Annotated in this window: 16 protein-coding genes; 4 read left to right on the top strand and 12 right to left on the bottom strand. The window is 43.0% G+C overall.

All coding sequences use genetic code 11. The features are described 5' to 3' along the window. Positions 1-302: 302 nt before the first annotated feature. From tyrS to M1P97_RS18015, 10 genes are all read right to left on the bottom strand, one after another. The gene (tyrS, locus tag M1P97_RS18060) at positions 303-1,595 is read right to left on the bottom strand and encodes a tyrosine--tRNA ligase (protein WP_195370481.1); all 1,293 of its coding nucleotides are present in this window, start codon (positions 1,593-1,595) and stop codon (positions 303-305) included. A gap of 125 nt (positions 1,596-1,720) precedes the next feature. Further along, positions 1,721-2,359, bottom strand: a complete 639-nt coding sequence (locus M1P97_RS18055; protein ID WP_249389798.1) for a TatD family hydrolase — start codon at positions 2,357-2,359, stop codon at positions 1,721-1,723. Between the two features lie 2 nt (positions 2,360-2,361). Continuing rightward, positions 2,362-2,583: a membrane protein insertion efficiency factor YidD gene (gene yidD, locus M1P97_RS18050; protein WP_028730121.1), complete on the bottom strand. Its 222-nt coding sequence runs from the start codon at positions 2,581-2,583 to the stop codon at positions 2,362-2,364. Continuing rightward, positions 2,583-2,969, bottom strand: coding sequence for a ribonuclease P protein component (gene rnpA / locus M1P97_RS18045; RefSeq protein WP_195370483.1), 387 nt, complete (start codon positions 2,967-2,969; stop codon positions 2,583-2,585). The genes yidD and rnpA overlap by 1 nt, the downstream gene beginning before the upstream one ends. Further along, positions 2,959-3,726, bottom strand: a complete 768-nt coding sequence (locus tag M1P97_RS18040) for a uroporphyrinogen-III synthase (protein ID WP_075560210.1) — start codon at positions 3,724-3,726, stop codon at positions 2,959-2,961. Before M1P97_RS18040 ends, rnpA begins: the two co-directional genes overlap by 11 nt. Beyond that, on the bottom strand, positions 3,723-4,445 hold the full coding sequence (locus M1P97_RS18035; protein WP_229058350.1) for a DUF4271 domain-containing protein: 723 nt from the start codon (positions 4,443-4,445) through the stop codon (positions 3,723-3,725). Before M1P97_RS18035 ends, M1P97_RS18040 begins: the two co-directional genes overlap by 4 nt. 176 nt (positions 4,446-4,621) lie before the next feature. Next, the gene (gene lpdA / locus M1P97_RS18030; protein ID WP_249389797.1) at positions 4,622-5,974 is read right to left on the bottom strand and encodes a dihydrolipoyl dehydrogenase; all 1,353 of its coding nucleotides are present in this window, start codon (positions 5,972-5,974) and stop codon (positions 4,622-4,624) included. A 46-nt stretch (positions 5,975-6,020) separates the two neighbouring features. Then, complete coding sequence (locus M1P97_RS18025) at positions 6,021-6,443, bottom strand: PH domain-containing protein (protein ID WP_195370486.1); 423 nt, start codon at positions 6,441-6,443, stop codon at positions 6,021-6,023. A gap of 1 nt (position 6,444) precedes the next feature. Beyond that, a complete protein-coding gene (locus tag M1P97_RS18020) occupies positions 6,445-6,828 on the bottom strand; it encodes a hypothetical protein (protein WP_195370487.1) in 384 nt (127 codons plus the stop codon). 167 nt (positions 6,829-6,995) lie between these two features. Continuing rightward, a complete protein-coding gene (locus M1P97_RS18015; RefSeq protein WP_195370488.1) occupies positions 6,996-7,691 on the bottom strand; it encodes a TapB family protein in 696 nt (231 codons plus the stop codon). A gap of 201 nt (positions 7,692-7,892) precedes the next feature. Here M1P97_RS18015 and nadB point away from each other — a divergent pair, with 201 nt between their 5' ends. Further along, complete coding sequence (gene nadB / locus M1P97_RS18010; RefSeq protein ID WP_195370489.1) at positions 7,893-9,464, top strand: L-aspartate oxidase; 1,572 nt, start codon at positions 7,893-7,895, stop codon at positions 9,462-9,464. Between the two features lie 51 nt (positions 9,465-9,515). Here nadB and M1P97_RS26455 read toward each other — a convergent pair whose 3' ends face one another. Further along, on the bottom strand, positions 9,516-9,647 hold the full coding sequence (locus M1P97_RS26455) for an alpha-L-fucosidase C-terminal domain-containing protein (RefSeq protein WP_365359294.1): 132 nt from the start codon (positions 9,645-9,647) through the stop codon (positions 9,516-9,518). A gap of 34 nt (positions 9,648-9,681) precedes the next feature. Here M1P97_RS26455 and M1P97_RS26300 point away from each other — a divergent pair, with 34 nt between their 5' ends. Further along, positions 9,682-9,816 carry a hypothetical protein gene (locus M1P97_RS26300; protein WP_262923242.1) on the top strand — a complete coding sequence of 45 codons (135 nt, stop codon included), beginning with the start codon at positions 9,682-9,684 and terminating at the stop codon, positions 9,814-9,816. 323 nt (positions 9,817-10,139) lie between these two features. On the opposite strand, the gene M1P97_RS18005 is transcribed toward M1P97_RS26300, so the two are convergent. Beyond that, entirely contained in the window at positions 10,140-14,177 is a 4,038-nt protein-coding gene (locus tag M1P97_RS18005) for a hybrid sensor histidine kinase/response regulator transcription factor (RefSeq protein ID WP_249389796.1), read from the bottom strand. Positions 14,178-14,447: 270 nt separating this feature from the next. Here M1P97_RS18005 and M1P97_RS18000 point away from each other — a divergent pair, with 270 nt between their 5' ends. Together M1P97_RS18000 and M1P97_RS17995 are read left to right on the top strand one after the other, a co-directional pair. After that, on the top strand, positions 14,448-17,684 hold the full coding sequence (locus tag M1P97_RS18000; RefSeq protein WP_195370490.1) for a SusC/RagA family TonB-linked outer membrane protein: 3,237 nt from the start codon (positions 14,448-14,450) through the stop codon (positions 17,682-17,684). Positions 17,685-17,698: 14 nt separating this feature from the next. Continuing rightward, on the top strand, positions 17,699-19,609 hold the full coding sequence (locus M1P97_RS17995; RefSeq protein WP_249389795.1) for a RagB/SusD family nutrient uptake outer membrane protein: 1,911 nt from the start codon (positions 17,699-17,701) through the stop codon (positions 19,607-19,609). The last annotated feature ends 120 nt before the right edge of the window (positions 19,610-19,729 follow it).

Here is a 19,729-nt window from a genome sequence, read left to right as displayed (position 1 = left end):
AGTTCTCTTTTGTTTTTTACTTATTTCTGTAGGATAACTTCTCGAAAAGAGATAATTGAGAAAAACAAAGATGGTTTTAATATAAAAATGGATAATAAAAGAGCGGCATAACAAAAAAAGAAGGCATCCTTTTCAGACACCTTCTTTCTTCTTTCTGTTGTCTCACGAGGATTCGAACCTCGACAGACAGAACCAAAAACTGTAGTGCTACCATTACACCATGAGACAATCCGGCGCTTTATCTAAAGCGATGCAAAGGTAAGAATAAATTCTTACCCTGCAAGCGTTTTTTCTTATTTTTCTTACTTTACGATCAGCAGGTAATAGTTCTTCTTACCTCTCTGAACCAACAGATACTTTTCATCCAACAGAGAAGAACAATCGATAACAGCCTCTGCATCTGCAAGTTTTTCCTTATTTAGGCTTATACCTCCACTCTGTACCAGTTTACGCATTTCCCCTTTTGAAGCGAAAACAGCAGCCTTTTCCGTTAACAGATCAATGGCTTTAACACCGGCACTAAGTTCTTCACGGTTGATCTCAAACTGGGGTACACCATCAAATACAGCTAATAAAGTATCTTCATCCAGCTTCTTTAATGCCTCAGAAGTAGAGTTGCCAAATAAGATATTAGAAGCTTCTACAGCAGCTTCATAATCTTCCAAAGAGTGAACCATCACCGTGATCTCTTTCGCCAAACGTTTCTGTAAAGGACGAAGATGAGCAGCAGCAGCCTGTTCTTCTTCCAGTGCAGCTATCTCTTCTTTACTCAGGTCTGTGAAGATTTTGATATATCTGGCAGCGTCAGCATCACTTACATTCAACCAGAACTGATAGAACTTATAAGGAGAAGTATAACGGCGATCCAACCACACGTTCCCGGATTCAGTCTTACCGAATTTACCTCCGTCAGCTTTCGTGATCAATGGGCAAGTAAGAGCAAATGCTTCCCCACCTGTTTTACGACGGATCAATTCTGTTCCGGTAGTAATATTACCCCACTGATCGGAACCACCCATCTGCAAACGACAACCTTCGTTCTGATACAGGAACAAATAATCATATCCCTGTAACAATTGATAAGAGAATTCAGTGAAGGACATACCTACGCTTGATTCAGAGCTAAGACGTTTCTTTACAGAATCCTTAGCCATCATATAATTAACAGTCAGATGTTTACCGATGTCACGGATAAAGTTCAGGAATGAATAATCCTTCATCCAGTCATAATTGTTTACCAACTTGGCTGCATTAGGAGCATCTGAATCGAAATCCAGGAACTTAGCTAACTGCTTTTTAATACTGTCCTGATTATGACGAAGTGTTGCTTCATCCAACAGATTACGTTCTGCCGACTTCATTGAAGGGTCTCCGATCATACCGGTGGCACCACCGACCAGAGCGATAGGACGGTGTCCGGCACGCTGCAAATGCTTCAGCATCATTACACTAACAAGGTGCCCGATATGTAATGAATCGGCCGTCGGGTCAATGCCAACGTAAGCAGAAGTCATTTCTTTCTGTAACTGCTCTTCTGTTCCGGGCATCATATCATGAATCATGCCCCTCCATCTTAATTCTTCAACAAAATTCATCGTTTTAATTATTCATTATTATATAGTTAATGCGGACAAAGATACGACTTTATGTAGACACACAAATCATAAAGTGAACACAAACGTAACAAAAGCGTAACATTTATTCAACTTAGAAAGCTTTATCATATGGCCGGAAACAAACGGCCTACCGTTTGATTAACCTGATTACCCAACTCATTAACAGAGATTTGGAGACCTGAAGCAAGACGTTGATAAATATCTTGTATGGAACAGGACGATTCATCTGTTTCAATCAACAAACGTTCCGGCCAAGCTTTACATAAAGACGATATCTGAAAATGTTCTCCAAAAGACAGATAAAAACCTTGTAAAATCAATTGCTGTGCGAGTTCTCCGTTACCACGAAAGCCGTGAATGATCCAGGGGATATGAGGTTTCACTATTTTTCTGACAGCAATAAGTTCTCCCCAGGCTTTTACACAATGAATAATAAGTGGTTTATTCAACTTTTCAGCCAATACGGCTTGCCTTAAAAAAACATTCTTCTGAATATCTAAAGGCGTTTTCACCAGCTTGTCAAGTCCGGCTTCACCAATAGCGACAATAGCAGAGGAAGAAGCAACCGATTCAAGGCAGGAAATCTGCTTATCTACATTATGTATATACCACGGATGAATACCGGCAGAGCACCATTGAGCAGGCATGGATAAATCACATTCCTCCCTTATAATCGTATTTACGATTGCGATATCCTCCGGATGAACCGAGGGTTGATGAGTATGTATATCGTAGTAAATCATATTTACGGCACCGGATCATACCCGCTTCCACCCCAGGGATGGCATCGGAGCAATCGTTTAACAGCGAGGTAAAGCCCTTTGATCGGACCATATTTCTTCAGGGCCTGCACAGCATATTCGGAACAGGTAGGTGTATACCTGCACGATGCCGGTGTCATAGGAGAAATACAATATTTATAGAAATAAACCGGCAACAGGAGAAGTGTAGTAAAGAATTTCTTCATTATTCTTTGTCACGCAATACCTTGATTGCTTTTGCCATCGCTTTTTCCATATCCGCAAAAGGATGTATCTCTTTATCCAGATAAAGGAAAGCAACAAGCATACATTTATTTTTTTCTGCCAGCGGATCGATCAGATCATATTTACGTACCCGGTAGGCTTCACGCACCTGACGTTTGATCAGGTTTCGTTTTACGGCACGCTTAAATTTTTTCTTGGGAACGCTGATCAGGATAGAGACGGGAGCAGACATCTCCTCTTCCAGCGGTAAATAAACAACCCGCAGTGGAAACGCTACAAACGATTGCCCTTTTTCGAATAACAGGTCAATGTAACGCTTCCACGACAGGCGCTCTTCTTTAGAAAGGGTATACCTTTTATTTTCCATTCTTTTTATTTCCACCCAACTCTTTCTTCAGATATAGATCCAAAGCAGCCGTCATTGAAGGTGCTTCGGGAGTAGGTGCTTCCACATCCAACCTGAGGCCGGCATCCTTTACCGCTTTCGCCGTTGTAGGACCAAAGCAACCGATCTTTATATCTTCCTGCTTGAAGTCGGGGAAGTTCTTCAATAATGAAGAAATACCTGAAGGACTGAAGAATACCAGCATATCGTAATCAAATTTCTCATCTTTAGCAAATTCGTTACTTACTGTTCTATACATTACAGCCTTTGTATAGTTGATCTTTTTTGCATCCAGCATAGCGGTCAGATCTTCTTTATGCACATCAGATACAGGCACAAGATATTTCTCCTTTGCATGCTTTGCAATAACGGTAACCAAATCTTCAGGCTTTCCGGTCTGGCCGAAAAAGATCTTACGCTTTCTATACACGATATACTTCTGAAGATAAACTGCAATAGCTTCTGTCATACAGAAATATTTCATTGTTTCCGGAATGGTGACACGTAGTTCTTCACATAAATGAAAAAAGTGGTCAATAGCTGTACGAGCAGTAAAAATTACTGCCGAATAGTCCAGAATAGAAATTCTCTGCTGTCTGAACTCTTTAGATGAAAGAGCTTCTACTTTGATAAAAGGACGGAAGTCGATTTCAACCCCATATTTCTCTGCAATGTCGAAATACGGAGACTTCTCGGATGCAGGCTTCGGTTGCGATACCAACAACTTTTTGATGTTCAATGCCATAGAGTACTCGTCTCGATAAAGTTATACAAAAAAATCATACCTTCATACAAAAATATAAGAGGCAAAATTTCTTGGGTGCAAAGGTACAAACTAATATATAATAATCCGACATTATTCTTGTGAAATATCCGTATTGTCTTATAAATTATTACAAAACGACACAAAAAATAGAAAATACAAAACAATATAACGGGAGCCAATGTTTTACTACCTACGAACAATAACCAAAGTACAGGAATGTATAATAAAATGCCCCAGCTCCCCATTATTGCGTTATAACTTTTTTTCCAGAATCTATACTTATCCGGAGAGGCAAAAACAAATCCCAAAAGAGAATTACAGAATTGCTTAAACTGGAAAAACAGGAGTAGCACACAAAAAATAAAAACAATTGTAAAAAGGACTTCTTTCTCTCCCAGGTGACTGACAGCTCCCTTTACCCGGGCAATAGTAAACAATGCTATACTACACAGGAAAAGTGCCTGAAAAATCATAAAATGGCGAAAGAAAGCCCCACTTTTCCCTACCGTTTCATCAAATAGATTCTGCCGTTCTTTCAAATATGCGACATCTTTCAACATCTTTATAAAATGCTGATAATTAGCACGGAATATAATCGCGAAAGCAACCAGCAAGGATAGCAGCAATGAAAATATCACATCATCTACCAACTGACCGTCCCACAAACGAATACCCACATATCCTTCAAACATATTCATGCATTGCAATTTAGCACTGCAAAGATAGGGAATTATATAAGGCTGAACAAAAAATCAGCAAAACAGAAAATCCGGATGCTTTGCTGATTATAGTTTCACCCTAATGAAACACTTGTTTCTCCATGGTGAAACAGTTGTTTCATTAGGGTGAAACTTTTTAAACCAAGTAATTAAACGAACAATGTTTCTTTAATAATCTCACCAACGGTGGGATGCGGGAAAACGATCGACTGCAACTCCCCGGCTTTCATTCCCTTTTCTATTGCCAGGCCTGCAACAACGATCAATTCAGAAGCTGGATTACCTAACAGATGGGCACCGATCACCGTTTCATCTTTGGCCAGGATCAATTTACATACACCATTTCCCTGTTCGTTCTCTGCCACAAAACGGCCGGAGAAAGCCATCGGTAATTTCTTCACGACATAAGAGATTCCTTCTGCCTGAAGTTCTTCTTCAGTTTTGCCGACACCAGCAATCTCGGGATTAGTATATACGACACCCGGTATCGCTTTGTAACTCATGCCGGCTCCGGCTTTTCCACAGATATGTTTAACGGCAACTTCTGCTTCACTTACTGCAGTATGGGCAAGTAAAGAAAAGGCTGTGATATCGCCGCAAGCATATACGTTCGGCAGGGAGGTCTGCATATATTCGTTGACTTTTATACCGTTCCGGAAAGACTCAACACCTAACGTCTCCAATCCGAAACCTTTGGTTACCGGGCGGCGGCCTACACTCAGCAACACTTTTTCACCACTGATGACAAAGCTTTCTCCGTCTTTCTCAACGGTCACTTCACCTCCATGAACGGCAGTTACTTTATGGCTCAGATAAAATTTAATACCTCTTTTAGCATATTCAGCCTGGAGCATTTCAGAAAGTTCTTTATCCATCGGCCCCAGTATCTTATCCAGCATTTCCACCACATGAACTTCAGTCCCCATGCTGTTAAAGAAAGAAGCGAATTCCATACCGATCACTCCTCCACCGATAATGACGAGAGAAGCAGGAAGCTCTTTTGTCTGCAAGGCTTCACGGCTAGTCCAATAGTCTGTTTCCGCCAAACCGGGAATAGGAGGGATAACTGTTTCCGATCCCGTACACAGCAATAGGTTAGCAGCCTCATACATTTCTTCTCCACAAGCAATGGAGATCGTACCGTCGGCAGCACGTCCTTTTATCTCTGCTTCACCACTTACAACAACGACACCATGTTCCGTCATCTTCATACGGATACCGGCGGTCAGTTTCTTTACGACCTTATTTTTACGGGCGATAATTTTAGGAAAGTCGAAAGCCGGATTTTCTGCTTTTACCGCATACTTAGACGCGTGTTTGATCGTATCATATACTTTAGCTGAATAAAGTAAAGTTTTCGTTGGAACACAGCCTTCGTTCAGACAAACACCTCCTAAAGCGTTTTTCTCGAAAAGTACGGTAGAAAGTCCACCGGCAGCCGCTCTTTCAGCAGCAGTATAACCGGCAGGTCCTCCACCGATTATAGCAACATCGTATTTCATGTTATCAGATTTAATTAAGTTTGATATTGTGATTCTATTTATCATTCTACAATAGTCCAGCATTACTTTTGATCTCAATATCCGGATTGAATTTCTTCAGTAACTTTACAAACTCTTTCTCGTTTTGCGGAGAAATAAGCATCCACATTTTACCTTCTTTCCAGATCACGATCCTATCTAACGATAAGGAGTAACTGAATACAGGCAGAATAGACGGTTGCAACGCCTCTATATCAGCAATAGCGATTTCCTTTTTAGGAAAGAAACTACAACGAAGCAACAACATACCGTCTGCCGTAACCACATAGTAAGTATTGAAAAACACATGCAACGTCAAAGCACTGGCAACCAAAGAAGTAACAATCGCCGCTACATTCTGATGCAGTACGGATACGACACACAGGATTGCCAACACAATAATCAACAGATGGTACCACCACCCGATCTTAGATTTAAAGACTCTATCCATTTTACGAATTTTCGCGCAAGATAGTCATTTCTTCACTTACTTGTTGTAAAGCATCCACAAATCCTTCCGTATCGACCGGATAGACAGTGTTTCTATATTCTTTATCCTTATAAGGCTTAGTGTAATATACGACTACACTACCCGATTCTTTTATAAACACTTTATCGATCGCCTCAACAGGAATAGCCACAAAATTTCCCTGAGTTAAATACTTTCCGTCAATCTGATAAGGCCCGATCGCCCAAAGAGCCACAATCAAGATGATTATATAAGCATACCAAGGTACCTCATTCAAATACAACAATCCGAAAATAATAAGCAAACAAACAGCGATCGACACATGTTTCGGAGTGATTACCCGTTTTCTAAATGCTTTCTTTTCCATAACTTTATGTATTAAGTTGGTAATAAGCAATATTAAGCATTTTTGTCTACATAATCAAGCAGATTCCATTATTTTTACGGTGTAAACAAAAAGAAAATACGCCGCCACTTCACAGTAACGACGTATCCACTTAAACCGGTCAAACAATTCCAAAAGGAATATCTTTTTTACTTTACTTCTTCAAGTACAGAATATGACTGAAGAACGTTATTATTATTGTATTGTTCAGTACGAACGACTCCTATATTCGGTGCATACCATTCATAACCGTAACCTTCGATCGTTTCTTTTGGAGAACGTGATTTGATTTTAAATTTTACTTTCGTACAATCGAATGTACCTGCCGGAGTGGTGATCTCTTCTGTTTTGACATATTCACGATCGTAAATAGAAATATTCTTTCTGTCTTTCCGATTCTTCTTTGAATAAATGTTGATTACAGCGTCATCGAAATACACATCATCCGAAGAAGCGCCTTTCGATACGCTCGGATAATTGATAACGGCATCGGTAGCTGCCACTGCGGTATTCGTTGTAGTAACAAAAGACGGATTGGTAAGGACCTCTTTCATATCCATAAAAAATTCGCCATCCTGGCAAAAAGCCTCCAATTCACCTTTGTCGACAACCGTACCGCTGTTGTTTGTGAATACGTAATCAGCTTCGACTTCCAGTCCGCCTTGTTTATTTTCTACCTCATCCACAACATAAGTCATTACACCTGACAGGTTGCCTTTGCCATCATAACTCTTTTTCACCAACTTTGTACCTTTTGTAGTAGGAAAAAAGAATGTACAATCTTGTGCCATAGCCCCGCCTGCCAACATGGAGGCTAAAGCTAACAGTAAAACTTTAGATTTCATTTTTATAACGTTTAAGTATTAATAATAAGCCGGATATCCAATGCGTAGTTAAAACAGGGGAAGCCTTCGAATGTTTATAGCTTTTCTTTTAAAAATAGCAAAAGAATAAGTATTTCGGGAGTTTTTAACCGAAAGGCCGCCGGGAATGGTACAACCATAAAAGTTAATTCCTAACTTTGGCGCTCTAAACAGTAATGTCTTATGGTACAAAGATTCGATTTCTTAGTGATAGGTTCCGGTATTGCAGGAATGAGTTTCGCTCTTAAAGTAGCCAATAAAGGGAAAGTAGCCCTTGTATGCAAAACTAATCTGGAAGAAGCCAACACCTATTTCGCACAGGGCGGTATCGCCTCGGTAACCAACCTGATTGTTGACAATTTCGACAAGCATATTGAAGATACAATGATTGCCGGCGACTGGCTCAGCGACCGCGGCGCAGTAGAAAAAGTTGTGCGTGATGCCCCTCAGCAAATTAAAGAACTGATCAGTTGGGGAGTTGATTTTGATAAAGATGAAAAAGGGAACTTCGACTTACATCGCGAAGGCGGCCACTCCGAATTTCGTATCCTACACCATAAAGACAACACAGGTGCAGAAATACAGGACAGCTTAATTCAAGCCATCCAGAAACACCCCAATATCACCGTATTTGAAAATCATTTCGCCATAGAAATACTGACACAACACCATCTGGGTGTTACCGTCACCCGCCAGACACCGGATATAGAGTGTTATGGTGCCTATATTATGGACCCGAACGGTCGGATCGATACTTTCCTGTCTAAAGTAACCCTTATCGCAACAGGTGGTGTCGGTGCCGTTTATCAGACAACCACCAACCCGTTGGTGGCTACCGGTGACGGAATTGCAATGGTTTACCGTGCCAAAGGGACTGTAAAAGATATGGAATTCGTACAATTTCACCCAACTGCCTTGTTCCATCCGGGCGACCGCCCATCTTTCCTAATCACGGAGGCAATGCGCGGTTATGGTGGTGTGCTCCGTACGAAAGACGGCAAAGAATTCATGCAGAAATACGACAAACGTCTCTCACTGGCTCCGCGTGATATTGTAGCACGTGCCATAAAGAACGAAATGGATACTCGGGGGGATGATCATGTTTATCTGGATGTCACTCACAAAGATCCGGAAGAAACAAAAAAACATTTCCCAAACATTTACGAAAAATGTCTGAGCCTGGGAATTGATATTACTAAAGATTATATTCCGGTCGCTCCTGCTGCCCATTATCTTTGCGGAGGTATTCAGGTCGATCTGAATGCCCGCTCTTCAATCGACCGCCTATATGCTGTTGGAGAATGTTCATGTACAGGCCTGCACGGAGGAAACCGCCTGGCATCCAACTCACTGATCGAAGCGGTTGTTTATGCAGACGCTGCTGCTAAACACTGTCTCAATATCATCGACTCGTTAAAATATCAGGAGAATATCCCGGAATGGAATGACGAAGGTACCACTTCCCTGGAAGAAATGGTATTGATCACCCAGAGTGTCAAAGAGGTGGGACAGATTATGAGTACTTATGTCGGTATCGTTCGTTCCGACCTGCGCCTGAAACGTGCCTGGGACCGCCTGGATATCATCTATGAAGAAACAGAAAGCCTCTTCAAACGGTCGGTTGCCTCAAAGGATATCTGCGAACTGCGTAATATGATCAATGTGGGGTATCTGATCATGCGACAGGCTATCGAACGAAAGGAAAGCCGAGGGTTACATTATACGCTGGATTATCCGCCTATTAAAAAGGAATAAAGATAAAAAGAAGGCCGCTTTTCAAAAAATAATGGCGGCCTTTCTCTTCCATCACTTCACACGCTCTAATTTGAGTGTCCATGTATAATGGCATGGAAGTTCATCAAAAGCGAATACAGGCATTGTTACCAGAAGATCACGACCTTCCTGTTTCCATTGTATTTCTTTATCACATCCTAACAGAATTTGATTCTACTTTAGCAAAATGTGAAACCAAATGACAGGTTTTGTAGGGGCGGGCAGACCCCGCCCCTACGGTCGAACCTGCCTGTTCCATTGTGACGGCGCCTGTAAGGGCGGTTCGCGAACCGCCCCTACCAACGACACTACATTCAAATCTGTCAAGAACTGAATCAAACAATAAATTCAAAACAGTTTCTAAATATCACTGAAACTTATATTATCCATATCCCAATCAAACCTCCTGAAGGATCTTTTCATCTATCAACATTATGCAAATGTAATCTTTTATTCCTCCTGTGACAATATTTATTATAAAATCCGATGTCATTCTGAACACCTAATAAATAACAGCTGCATTTCGTTTGTTCCACAGATGAGTTTCTTTCATACCACAACTGTGGTATGAAAGAGAAACGGTTACTAGTAGCAGTACATTCCGGGTAAACAGCAACATCTGCCGGATAATCTGCTATATCCGGAAGGTAATGGAGACTATAAGGCATTATACCGCGACGGCGATACCCCGAACTGGTTCGTAAAATGCTTACGGAACGTTGTTATATCGTTATATCCGACCATTTCTGCAACTTCCTGGACAGAAAACTTCCGCTGCATGATCAATGAAGCCGCTTTACTGATACGGATGCTGCGGATCACTTCTATGATGGACAGGTTACTTTGCTGTTTGATCTTCCGGTATAAAGTCGGCTGGCTTATATTCAAGAATCCGGCAAGAGCTTTTGCGCTGAAATCGGGATTCGTCAGATTGACTTCGATGATGTTGATAACCTGTTGCATGAATGGATCTTTCCCTTCCTCTTCCGGCTCTTCTGCCGTATGTTTCAGCATCAATGTCTTTGTATAAATACGTTTCAGCTGCTCCCGCATATGAATCAGATTCTCAACTTTTGCTTTGAGCACTTCCGGGTTGAACGGTTTCATCACATAATCGTCCGCACCCATCCGGGTACTCTTCAGCAGATCCTCCTCCTCAGCCTTTGCCGTAAGCATGATGACAGGGATATGGGCTGTCTGCAAATGTTGCCTGATCTCCCGTACACAAACAAATCCATCCATTACCGGCATCATTATATCCGAAACGATCAGATCGGGGATTTCTGTTATGGCAGTCTCCACTCCTTCCTTTCCGTTATGTGCTTCCAAAACCTGATATTCCTTGCTGAATAAGGTATTGATATAACCCCTTATTTCATCGTTATCCTCTACTATCAGAAGCTTTTTACCCGAATTCGGTTGGGAAGGTTCACTCTGCTTCTCCACTTCAAAATAAGTATCCTTTCCATCCGGCTCGTTCGTTTTTTCAATCAATTCATAGTGATCATCCCTGAAATGCTCTTTTCCACATGGGATATAAAGAGTAAATTCTGTCCCTTTATCCGGAGAACTCTCCAATAAAACATTCCCGTGATGCATATCCATCGTGTTTTTTACGATACGTAAACCGATACCCATCCGGGTAGAAAATGAGGGTTCATTCTTCCCCGTAATAAAAGAATCGAAGATATGCTCCTGCAACTCTTCGGCAATTCCGGGGCCATTGTCTGCAACAGAAAGAAGACAGAACTTTATTCCGTCGAGTTCCTTTTCAGACAATGAAACGCTTATTTTTCCATGGCTGGGAGTATATTTGAACGCATTCGATAAAAGGTTTTTTAATGCGGATTCTATTTTTTCACGATCTAGCCAGAGATTGAGAAACCGGATACCAGAGTCCAGGATGTACTCCGTATTCTTTATTTCAGCCATGTGTTTAAACGAGACCATAACCTTCTTAACCAAAGCAACAATATCAACTTCTGACAAATAAAGCTGCACCATTCCGGCTTCTATTTTCTGAACATATAAAAGCTGGTTCACCAGGGTAGATAATGAGGACGCATTATTATAGATAAGCGATAGCTTTTCATGTAAAGCTTGTGAAAGACGATCCGCCTGCAACAACTCCTGTAAAGGTGAAAGAATTAATGTAAGCGGTGTCCGCAATTCATGAGAGACATTGGTGAAAAAGTTCTCACGTTCCTTGTTAATCTGTTTTTCCTTCTCACGCTCCAGATTGGCAACAAACAGTTCATGCTTCAAACGTTCCTCTTTCCTCAAGCGGGCCTGCTGGATCTTTACGCGGCGCATCCAGTAATACAGGACCAATACCACAAAAAACAACACAGTCAGGCGGAACCAGACCGTTTCATACCAATGAGGCAAGATCTTTATGACAAAGGATGTCACATCACCGCTGGAACCGTCAGGAAAGATACTTTTCACTTCAAACAGATATTCGCCTTGTGGAAGATTCGTATAGGATACCTTCTCTCCCTCCCCCGAGATCAACCACTCCGGTTGATAAGGAGCCAGGTGGTAACTATATTTCTGCAACGTCTCCGAATAGGTCAGATTGCTGAAAAGAAGAGAGAAGCTATTATTCGTGCCGGACAATGTCAGGTCATGGATATAAGGAACCCCTTCGGTAAGAATGACCTGGTCGTTTATCTTTTCCCCTATTTCTACAGGTTTATTATCCACCTCTATCCGGGTTATTACCACTTTATCCGGGACAGGATGTTCATCCATTACATCCTCCGATGTAAAGTAAGTAATGTTTTTGTTATTACCCCAGAACAAATAGTCGTTATAAAGCATCACCGAGCGGTTATTTCCTGATATATAGTAATTGTAAAATAGCTTCTGATGCTTGCTGTAACGGCAGATACTGGAATTGGAGCCTAACCAGAGATGTCCTTTCGTATCTTCGCTGATACAACCGATAAAATTGCTGCTCAAACCGTCATGTGTTGTATAGAAAGTATCGATCCGGCCGGAGGTTGTGTTCAAAACACCAAACCCGTCCGTATATCCGATATAAAGGTTCTTATCGGAAGAAGAGAAAAGAGAGCGTATCTCACGTGCCGGAATAGTAGCCTCCTTTTCAAAGTCACCTTGCAGGCTTTTTTCTTTCAGATTGAATTTCTTAAGTCCGGACGTAGTACCGAGCCATAAGTTTTTATCCGTCGTTTCCGCTATTGTCCGGATCGTACCGGGGCAGATCTCATACCGTATAAATAGTCCGGAGATTTTATCGAATAGCAATAATCCATCCGACGTCCCCAGCCATAAACGATCCAGACTGTCAAAGAACAGGGACCATACAGAACCATTCCACGCCGGGGTATCAGACAAACGTATCGGGTAGATAACGAATGTTTTATCGGCCGAATGATAACGGATCAGTTCAGAGTTTGTATTTCCGAACCAGATATCACCGTCCTTATCGGCTGCCGTACTCAGTACAGTATTCCCGGCATTGTTCGGAACCAGTTCAAAAGACAATCGGTGTTGCGGATCAAAGGCTTCCGTACTCCTCATAATACCCTTGTGGAACGTCGCCAGCCAGATATGATTGTCCTTATCGGTAGTCATCGCACATATTTCATTATGCGTGTCTTGATGAAAACGCTGATAGAACTGCTTTCTCAGATCGGAAGAATATACACCACCTCCCTGCGTTCCGATCCAGAGGAGTCCATCCGAATCGTAATAAGCCGAGATCATGCGGGTTTCCAGATTGCGGTGAAGCTGTGAGGCCGTATTATTATAAACTTCCGTAGAATATTGGGTAGAGTCTTCTTTATCCGGTATCAGGATAGCATACCCATTCCAGGTAGCTGTCAGGTAACGTCCGTTACTAAGCGGAACGATCTCATAGACATCCCAGTGAGATAAGGAATTCTTCTTGTTCTTAGGGTCATACGTGTATTGCGAATAAGTATCTGAAACCGGATTATACCGGATAGCCCCGTTCGCCCAGGTAGAGATCCAAACATAACCCTCTGAATATAGCAGGCGATGAATATGTATTTTCTCCACTTTGGGAAGATCTCCCTTATGCAGGATCGTATAAGTGGCAGGATCAAAAGCGAGAATATTCCCCCAGTCCGTTCCGATATATATAATTCCGTCCGGTGACTGGCAAAAAGCCAGTAAATTTGTCTTTTCATTAACCAGTGAAGCAAACTCCATTTCTACTTTGAGGTTTACTCCCTCGATATTTCCTGCTTTGCTTTTCACATAATCTATTGAAACCAGCGAAAGATTATCATAAGAGAGTGACCAGAAAGAAGAGTCGTTTTGAATTAGTACATCCTGGACTCTGGTATCCCGATCCCTCTTTCCGGTATACTGAACAGGGATGAACCGTTCCAGCCTCCGGTCAAAACAATAGATCTGCTGATTGGCTACCAGCCAAAGGATACCGTTAGGTGTTTCACGTACCTGCGATACTTTTACATAACTATTATCAGGTCCGAAGTTCTTTATATTTTTCCCGTCATAACGACTCAGCCCGTTATCCGTACCGAACCACATAAAACCGTTGCTGTCTTTATGGATACAGGAAACGGTATTATCAGCCAATCCGTTCTGCATAGTAAGTACCCGAATGTCTTTCTCAAAAAAAGCATATCCGGAAGTATGACAGAAGGCAAACAATAATAACGCAACGATAAATCTCCCCATACATAAAACGATAAGTCATACAAAGAAAGAAAAAAAGAAGGAGAATACTCCTGATCGGAGCAAATAAAACAGATGAAAAAGAATAATTGATTAAAACACCAGTTGTTTATGAACAAATCACCCACTATACTGTATATCAAGAAGTAAATATAAGAAAACACCTGCTGTTAATGAATAAAATGCCTGTTACCTCTTCTTTATATAGCAAATACTTTTGCTCATCAAAGATTATTTAAAATTTAGTATTCACAACCTTAAAACTAAAAAAGGATGAAGAAAAGAGTCACATTATTAATTGCGCTGCTGATGGCCAGTATATCCTATATATACGCACAGCAGTTGACCATTACTGGTACTGTTATAGACAAAGGTCTGGGCGATCCGGTTATCGGAGCAACCATCCTGGTACAAGGGACCACCAATGGAACTGTTACCGATATGGACGGTAAGTTTTCCATAGAAGCTTCAAAAGGAGATATATTGCATATTTCCTATATCGGTTATCAACCGCAAACTATCAAAATAGACGGCGTACAGAAAGTCTTTACCATCCAATTGGGTGAAGATACACAGGCACTGGACGAAGTAGTGGTTGTCGGTTTCGGTACACAGAAGAAAGTAAACCTGACGGGAGCCGTTTCCACCGTCGATACCAAAGCATTGGAGTCACGGCCGGTCGCCCAAGTGGGACAAGCCCTGCAAGGTGTTGTTCCCGGTTTGAACCTTTCACTGAACAATCAGGGAGGTGCTCTAGGTAATGCACTGAAAGTAAACATCCGCGGTACAGGTACGATCGGCGAAGGTTCGAATGATGCTCCATTGATCCTTATCGACGGTATCGAGGGAGATATGAATGCTTTGAACCCGGATGATATCGAAAACATCTCGGTACTGAAAGATGCAGCCGCATCCAGTATTTACGGTTCACGCGCCCCGTTCGGAGTCATCCTTATCACGACGAAAAGTGGAAAGAGCGGAAAGACACAGGTTACCTATAATAACAGTTTCCGCTGGTCTACCGCCACCAATCTTCCAGATATGATGGATTCCTATACATTTGCTAAATATTTTAATGCAGCTGCACTGAACAGCGGTCAGGATACTCCGTTCAATGACGAAACATTAGGACGTATCATTGCTTATCAAAAAGGAGAAATTTCGACAACAACCGTACCAAATCCAGGCAATGGAATGTATGAATTCCACCAAAGAGCGAACGACAATCAGAATTGGACACGCAACCATTTCAAAACAGGTTTCAGCCACGAACATAACGTAAACGTAAGCGGCGGTACTGAGAAACTGACCTATTTCATGTCGGGTGCCTTCATGAATCAGGCCGGTAATATGCGTTACGGCGATGACGACTTCAAACGTATGAACGCATCAGCCAAGATTAACTCGAAAGTAAACGACTGGTTACAGATTGGTTTGAGTACCCGTTTTATCCGTGAAGAGCTGGACCGTCCGACCTATGCTAACGACGATCCGGATAATACGGCAAACGGTATCAGTGTAGGTTTATATTATCACGACATCTCACGTACTTGGCCGACTATGCCTTTCCAGGATCCGAACGGCCATTACATGCGTAACTCCAAAATCATCCAGATAGAAGACGGAGGACGTTACAAACGCAGAAAAGACATCATCTATACACAAGCTAACGTAACTATTACTCCACTGAAAGACTGGAACATCCGCGGAGACGTAAGTCTGAAAGCAGAACATATAAACAAAGACGAAAACCTGGCTAAAATCTATGAATGGAACTCAAAAAACGAACCGGTGCCTCTGGCGTTTGCCGGTAGCTACGGTCCTGGTGCGACGTATGCATGGTCTTCCGCACAGGACAACAATTTACTGACAACCAGCTTGTATACCGATTACTTCAAGTCGTTCAACAAAAACAACTTCAAGGTAATGGTCGGTTTCAACACCGAACTCTACAAGCAGAACTATGTGTATGCTAAACGCGACGATGTGATCAGCGACGAAGTACCGAGTATCGACACCAGCATGGGTAAGGACTATACATCTGCCAACAAAAAGGAATGGGCTACTGCCGGTTTCTTCGGACGTTTGAACTACGACTACGACGGTCGTTACCTAGCTGAAATCAACATTCGTTATGACGGTTCTTCACGCTTCCTGCGCGACAAACGCTGGAATGTATTCCCTTCCTTCTCTTTGGGGTACAACATCGCACGTGAAGCATTCTGGGAAGACCTGTCGGAATATGTAGGTACTTTGAAACCCCGCTTCTCATGGGGTAAACTAGGTAACCAGAACACCAAGGAATTCTATCCGTTCTATCCAGCACAGCCCCTGGGACTGAAAGACGGTAAATGGTTAATCGGCGGACAACAACCGACTACAGCTACTGCTCCGCTGATGGTCAGCGACCTAATGACCTGGGAAAAGATCACAACAACCAACATCGGTTTTGACTTTGGTGCCCTGAACAACCGCCTGACCGGTTCATTTGAATGGTATACGAGAAAGACAGACGACATGGTTGGTCCTCCTGAAGAAAAATCGCCGATTATCGGTATCGATAACGACAAGTTGCCGCGTATTAACAACGCAGCCATGCAAAGCAAAGGATGGGAGCTGGCTTTGACCTGGAACGACCAAATCGGCAAGGTAGGCTATACAGTCGGATTTACATTGGCAGATGCCAGAACCAAGATCACCAAATACCCGAATGACGCACAGATCATCGACCGCAAAAACTCAGACGGGAATATGGAATACGTTCCTTACAACGGCAGATACATGGGGGACATCTGGGGATTTGAAACCATCGGCATTGCCAAAACTGACAAGGAAATGCAGGATCACCTGGCTACAACAGACCAGTCACAGATCGGCAGCAAATGGGGGGCAGGCGATATCATGTACAAGGATATCAACAACGACGGTAAGATCACAACCGGCTCCAATACGGTAGGTGATCCGGGCGACCGCAAGATCATCGGTAACGAAACTCCCCGCTACCAAGTAGGTATCACACTGGGAGCCGACTGGAACGGTTTCGACTTCCGCGCCTTCTTCCAAGGTGTCTGCAAACGCGATATCTGGCTGGACGGGAACTTCTTCTGGGGAGCAGTAGACGGCGGCCTGTGGCAATCGATCGGATATAAAGAGCATTTCGACTATTTCCGTCCGTCCGGCGACGAGATGGGAGCGAACCTGAACGCTTATTTCCCGAAACCCTACTTCGATGGGAATGCGACAAAGAACCATAAGACCCAATCGGGTTATCTGCAAAGCGCCGCCTATCTGCGTCTGAAGAACCTTCAAATCGGTTATACCGTACCTAACTACCTGACATCAAAAGCAGGTTTGAGCAAGGTTCGCGTATTCTTCTCCGGTGATAATCTGTTTACCATCTCTTCCATCTTCGGCGTATTCGATCCTGAAGCAGTAGGCGGAGCAATGGGTGCCGGTAAGATCTATCCGCTTTCAAGAACACTGTCATGCGGAGTAAATGTTTCATTTTAATAATTAAAAGCATCATGAAAAGACAATCAATCATTATATTATCGTTGGCAGTCGGTTCGCTGAGTTTCACTGCGTGTAACGACTTCCTCGACCGCGAACCGCTATCGTCCGTTACTTCGGATCACTATCTGAACACAGAAGCCGAGTTAGCCAGTTTCGGAGCTGCCCAGTACAGCGAATTACCATCACATAAACCGGGTGAATACAGCATCGGTGTCTTCAAAACAGACAACAACAGCGATAACCAATGCGCTACAACCGAAGAAGACAACTTCGTACCTGGTGAACGCCGCGTACCGACCAGCGGAGAATGGGACTTCAAGAAAATACGCGACTGTAACTATTTCCTTGAAACCGTATTACCTAAATATGAAGAAGGTAAGATTACCGGCCTGGATGAAAATATCCGTCACTATATCGGCGAAATGTATTTCTTCCGTGCCTTCCAGTACTTCACATTTATGAAGAAATACGGCGACTTCCCGATCGTAGACAAAGCGCTCTCGGATGACTATGTCGAACTGGCCGAAGCCAACCAGCGCCGCCCTCAGAACGAAGTGGCACGCTTCATCCTCGCCGATCTGGATAAGGCTACCGATATGTTGAAGGAAACACCTCCCGAAGCTAATCGTCTGACAAAATACGCAGCTCTTCTATTGAAATCGAGAGTAGCTTTATATGAAGGAACCTGGCTGAAATATCACGCAGGAACCGACCGCGTACCGGGTGGACCGGGATGGCCGGGTGCCAACGCCAGTTACCTGAACGGTTTTAGCATCAACCTGGACAGCGAAGTACAGTTCTTCCTGACTGAAGCCAAGAAGGCTGCAGAACAGGTAGCAGACAAGTTCCCATTGGGAGATTACTCCAGCATGTTCAACAGCATCGATCTTTCAGACAAACCCGAAGTCATTCTTTGGAGAAAATATGACATCGGATTGAAAATATTCCATTATGTGGTATCCTATCTGCAAGCCGTTTACCCTGGTGGCAACGGATGCGGTAATACCGGCTTTACCCGTTCGCTGGTAGAAAGTTATCTGATGAAAAACGGTCTGCCGATCTATGCAGCCGGTTCCGGTTATAAAGGAGACAAAACACTGACAGATGTGGCTACCAACCGCGACAACCGCCTGCGTGAATCAATGAGTATCACTGGTGACCAGATCAACCCGAGCAATATATTCAGTCGTCCAGGTATCACGATTATCGCCGAAAATAAGAATACAACCGGCTATTGCTTGCGTAAAGGTTTGAATCAAGACCCGAATATGGGAGCAACATTGCCTAGCAACACCGGTTGTGTAATCTTCCGTGCAGCCGAAGCTTACCTGAATTATATGGAAGCTCATTATGTATTGAACAATTCGTTGGATGCCAAGAGTATCGCTTATTGGAAAGCCTTGCGTAACCGTGCCGGCGTAGACGACGATATCCAGAAAACGATTGCAGCAACCGATCTTTCCAAAGAAAACGACTTCGCCGTATATTCCGGTGAACAGCAGGTGGATGCTACCTTATATAACATCCGTCGCGAACGTCGTTCGGAATTTATCGCCGAAGGTCTGCGTCTTGACGACCTGTATCGCTGGAGAGCGCTCGACCGGATGAAAGATTACCAGGTAGAAGGTTTCAACCTTTGGGACGAACAATACAAACTGTATGACGACCTGAAAGTGGAAGGCGAAACCGACGAACCGAACGTTTCGAGCAGTAAGTCGAGCAAGTATCTCCGCCCGTACCAGATACACCGCAACAACAAGGCATTCAACGGATATACTTTCATGAAAGCTCATTACCTGGCTCCTATCGCTTACGACGTGATCCGCCTGAGTACACCGGAAAAAGGTGGCGATATAAGCACCGCTTACATCTACCAGAACCCGGGTTGGGAAGTCCAGGCGGGAACAAGTGCCATGAAATAAATCAAGTCCTATCGCTTGCGAAGTCACAAACAACATCTAAATTTGACTTCGCAAGCGATAAAAAATAGCTCATGAGGGATCGAATTCGAGTTCAAAAGCGATCCGACTCCCTCGGCAACC

This window comes from Parabacteroides leei, assembly GCF_023369805.1.
GTDB lineage: Bacteria > Bacteroidota > Bacteroidia > Bacteroidales > Tannerellaceae > Parabacteroides > Parabacteroides leei.
The sequence above is the reverse complement of the archived record's forward strand: the minus strand, read 5'-3'. Positions and strand labels throughout refer to the sequence as shown.

What these genes read in the sequence shown, in the direction of transcription:
- tyrS (WP_195370481.1), bottom strand. Translation starts at nt 1,595, where the DNA reads ATGAATTTTGTTGAAGAATTAAGATGGAGGGGCATGATTCATGATATG.
- M1P97_RS18055 (WP_249389798.1), bottom strand. Translation starts at nt 2,359, where the DNA reads ATGATTTACTACGATATACATACTCATCAACCCTCGGTTCATCCGGAG.
- yidD (WP_028730121.1), bottom strand. Translation starts at nt 2,583, where the DNA reads ATGAAGAAATTCTTTACTACACTTCTCCTGTTGCCGGTTTATTTCTAT.
- rnpA (WP_195370483.1), bottom strand. Translation starts at nt 2,969, where the DNA reads ATGGAAAATAAAAGGTATACCCTTTCTAAAGAAGAGCGCCTGTCGTGG.
- M1P97_RS18035 (WP_229058350.1), bottom strand. Translation starts at nt 4,445, where the DNA reads ATGTTTGAAGGATATGTGGGTATTCGTTTGTGGGACGGTCAGTTGGTA.
- lpdA (WP_249389797.1), bottom strand. Translation starts at nt 5,974, where the DNA reads ATGAAATACGATGTTGCTATAATCGGTGGAGGACCTGCCGGTTATACT.
- M1P97_RS18025 (WP_195370486.1), bottom strand. Translation starts at nt 6,443, where the DNA reads ATGGATAGAGTCTTTAAATCTAAGATCGGGTGGTGGTACCATCTGTTG.
- M1P97_RS18020 (WP_195370487.1), bottom strand. Translation starts at nt 6,828, where the DNA reads ATGGAAAAGAAAGCATTTAGAAAACGGGTAATCACTCCGAAACATGTG.
- M1P97_RS18015 (WP_195370488.1), bottom strand. Translation starts at nt 7,691, where the DNA reads ATGAAATCTAAAGTTTTACTGTTAGCTTTAGCCTCCATGTTGGCAGGC.
- nadB (WP_195370489.1), top strand. Translation starts at nt 7,893, where the DNA reads ATGGTACAAAGATTCGATTTCTTAGTGATAGGTTCCGGTATTGCAGGA.
- M1P97_RS26300 (WP_262923242.1), top strand. Translation starts at nt 9,682, where the DNA reads ATGACAGGTTTTGTAGGGGCGGGCAGACCCCGCCCCTACGGTCGAACC.
- M1P97_RS18005 (WP_249389796.1), bottom strand. Translation starts at nt 14,177, where the DNA reads ATGGGGAGATTTATCGTTGCGTTATTATTGTTTGCCTTCTGTCATACT.
- M1P97_RS18000 (WP_195370490.1), top strand. Translation starts at nt 14,448, where the DNA reads ATGAAGAAAAGAGTCACATTATTAATTGCGCTGCTGATGGCCAGTATA.
- M1P97_RS17995 (WP_249389795.1), top strand. Translation starts at nt 17,699, where the DNA reads ATGAAAAGACAATCAATCATTATATTATCGTTGGCAGTCGGTTCGCTG.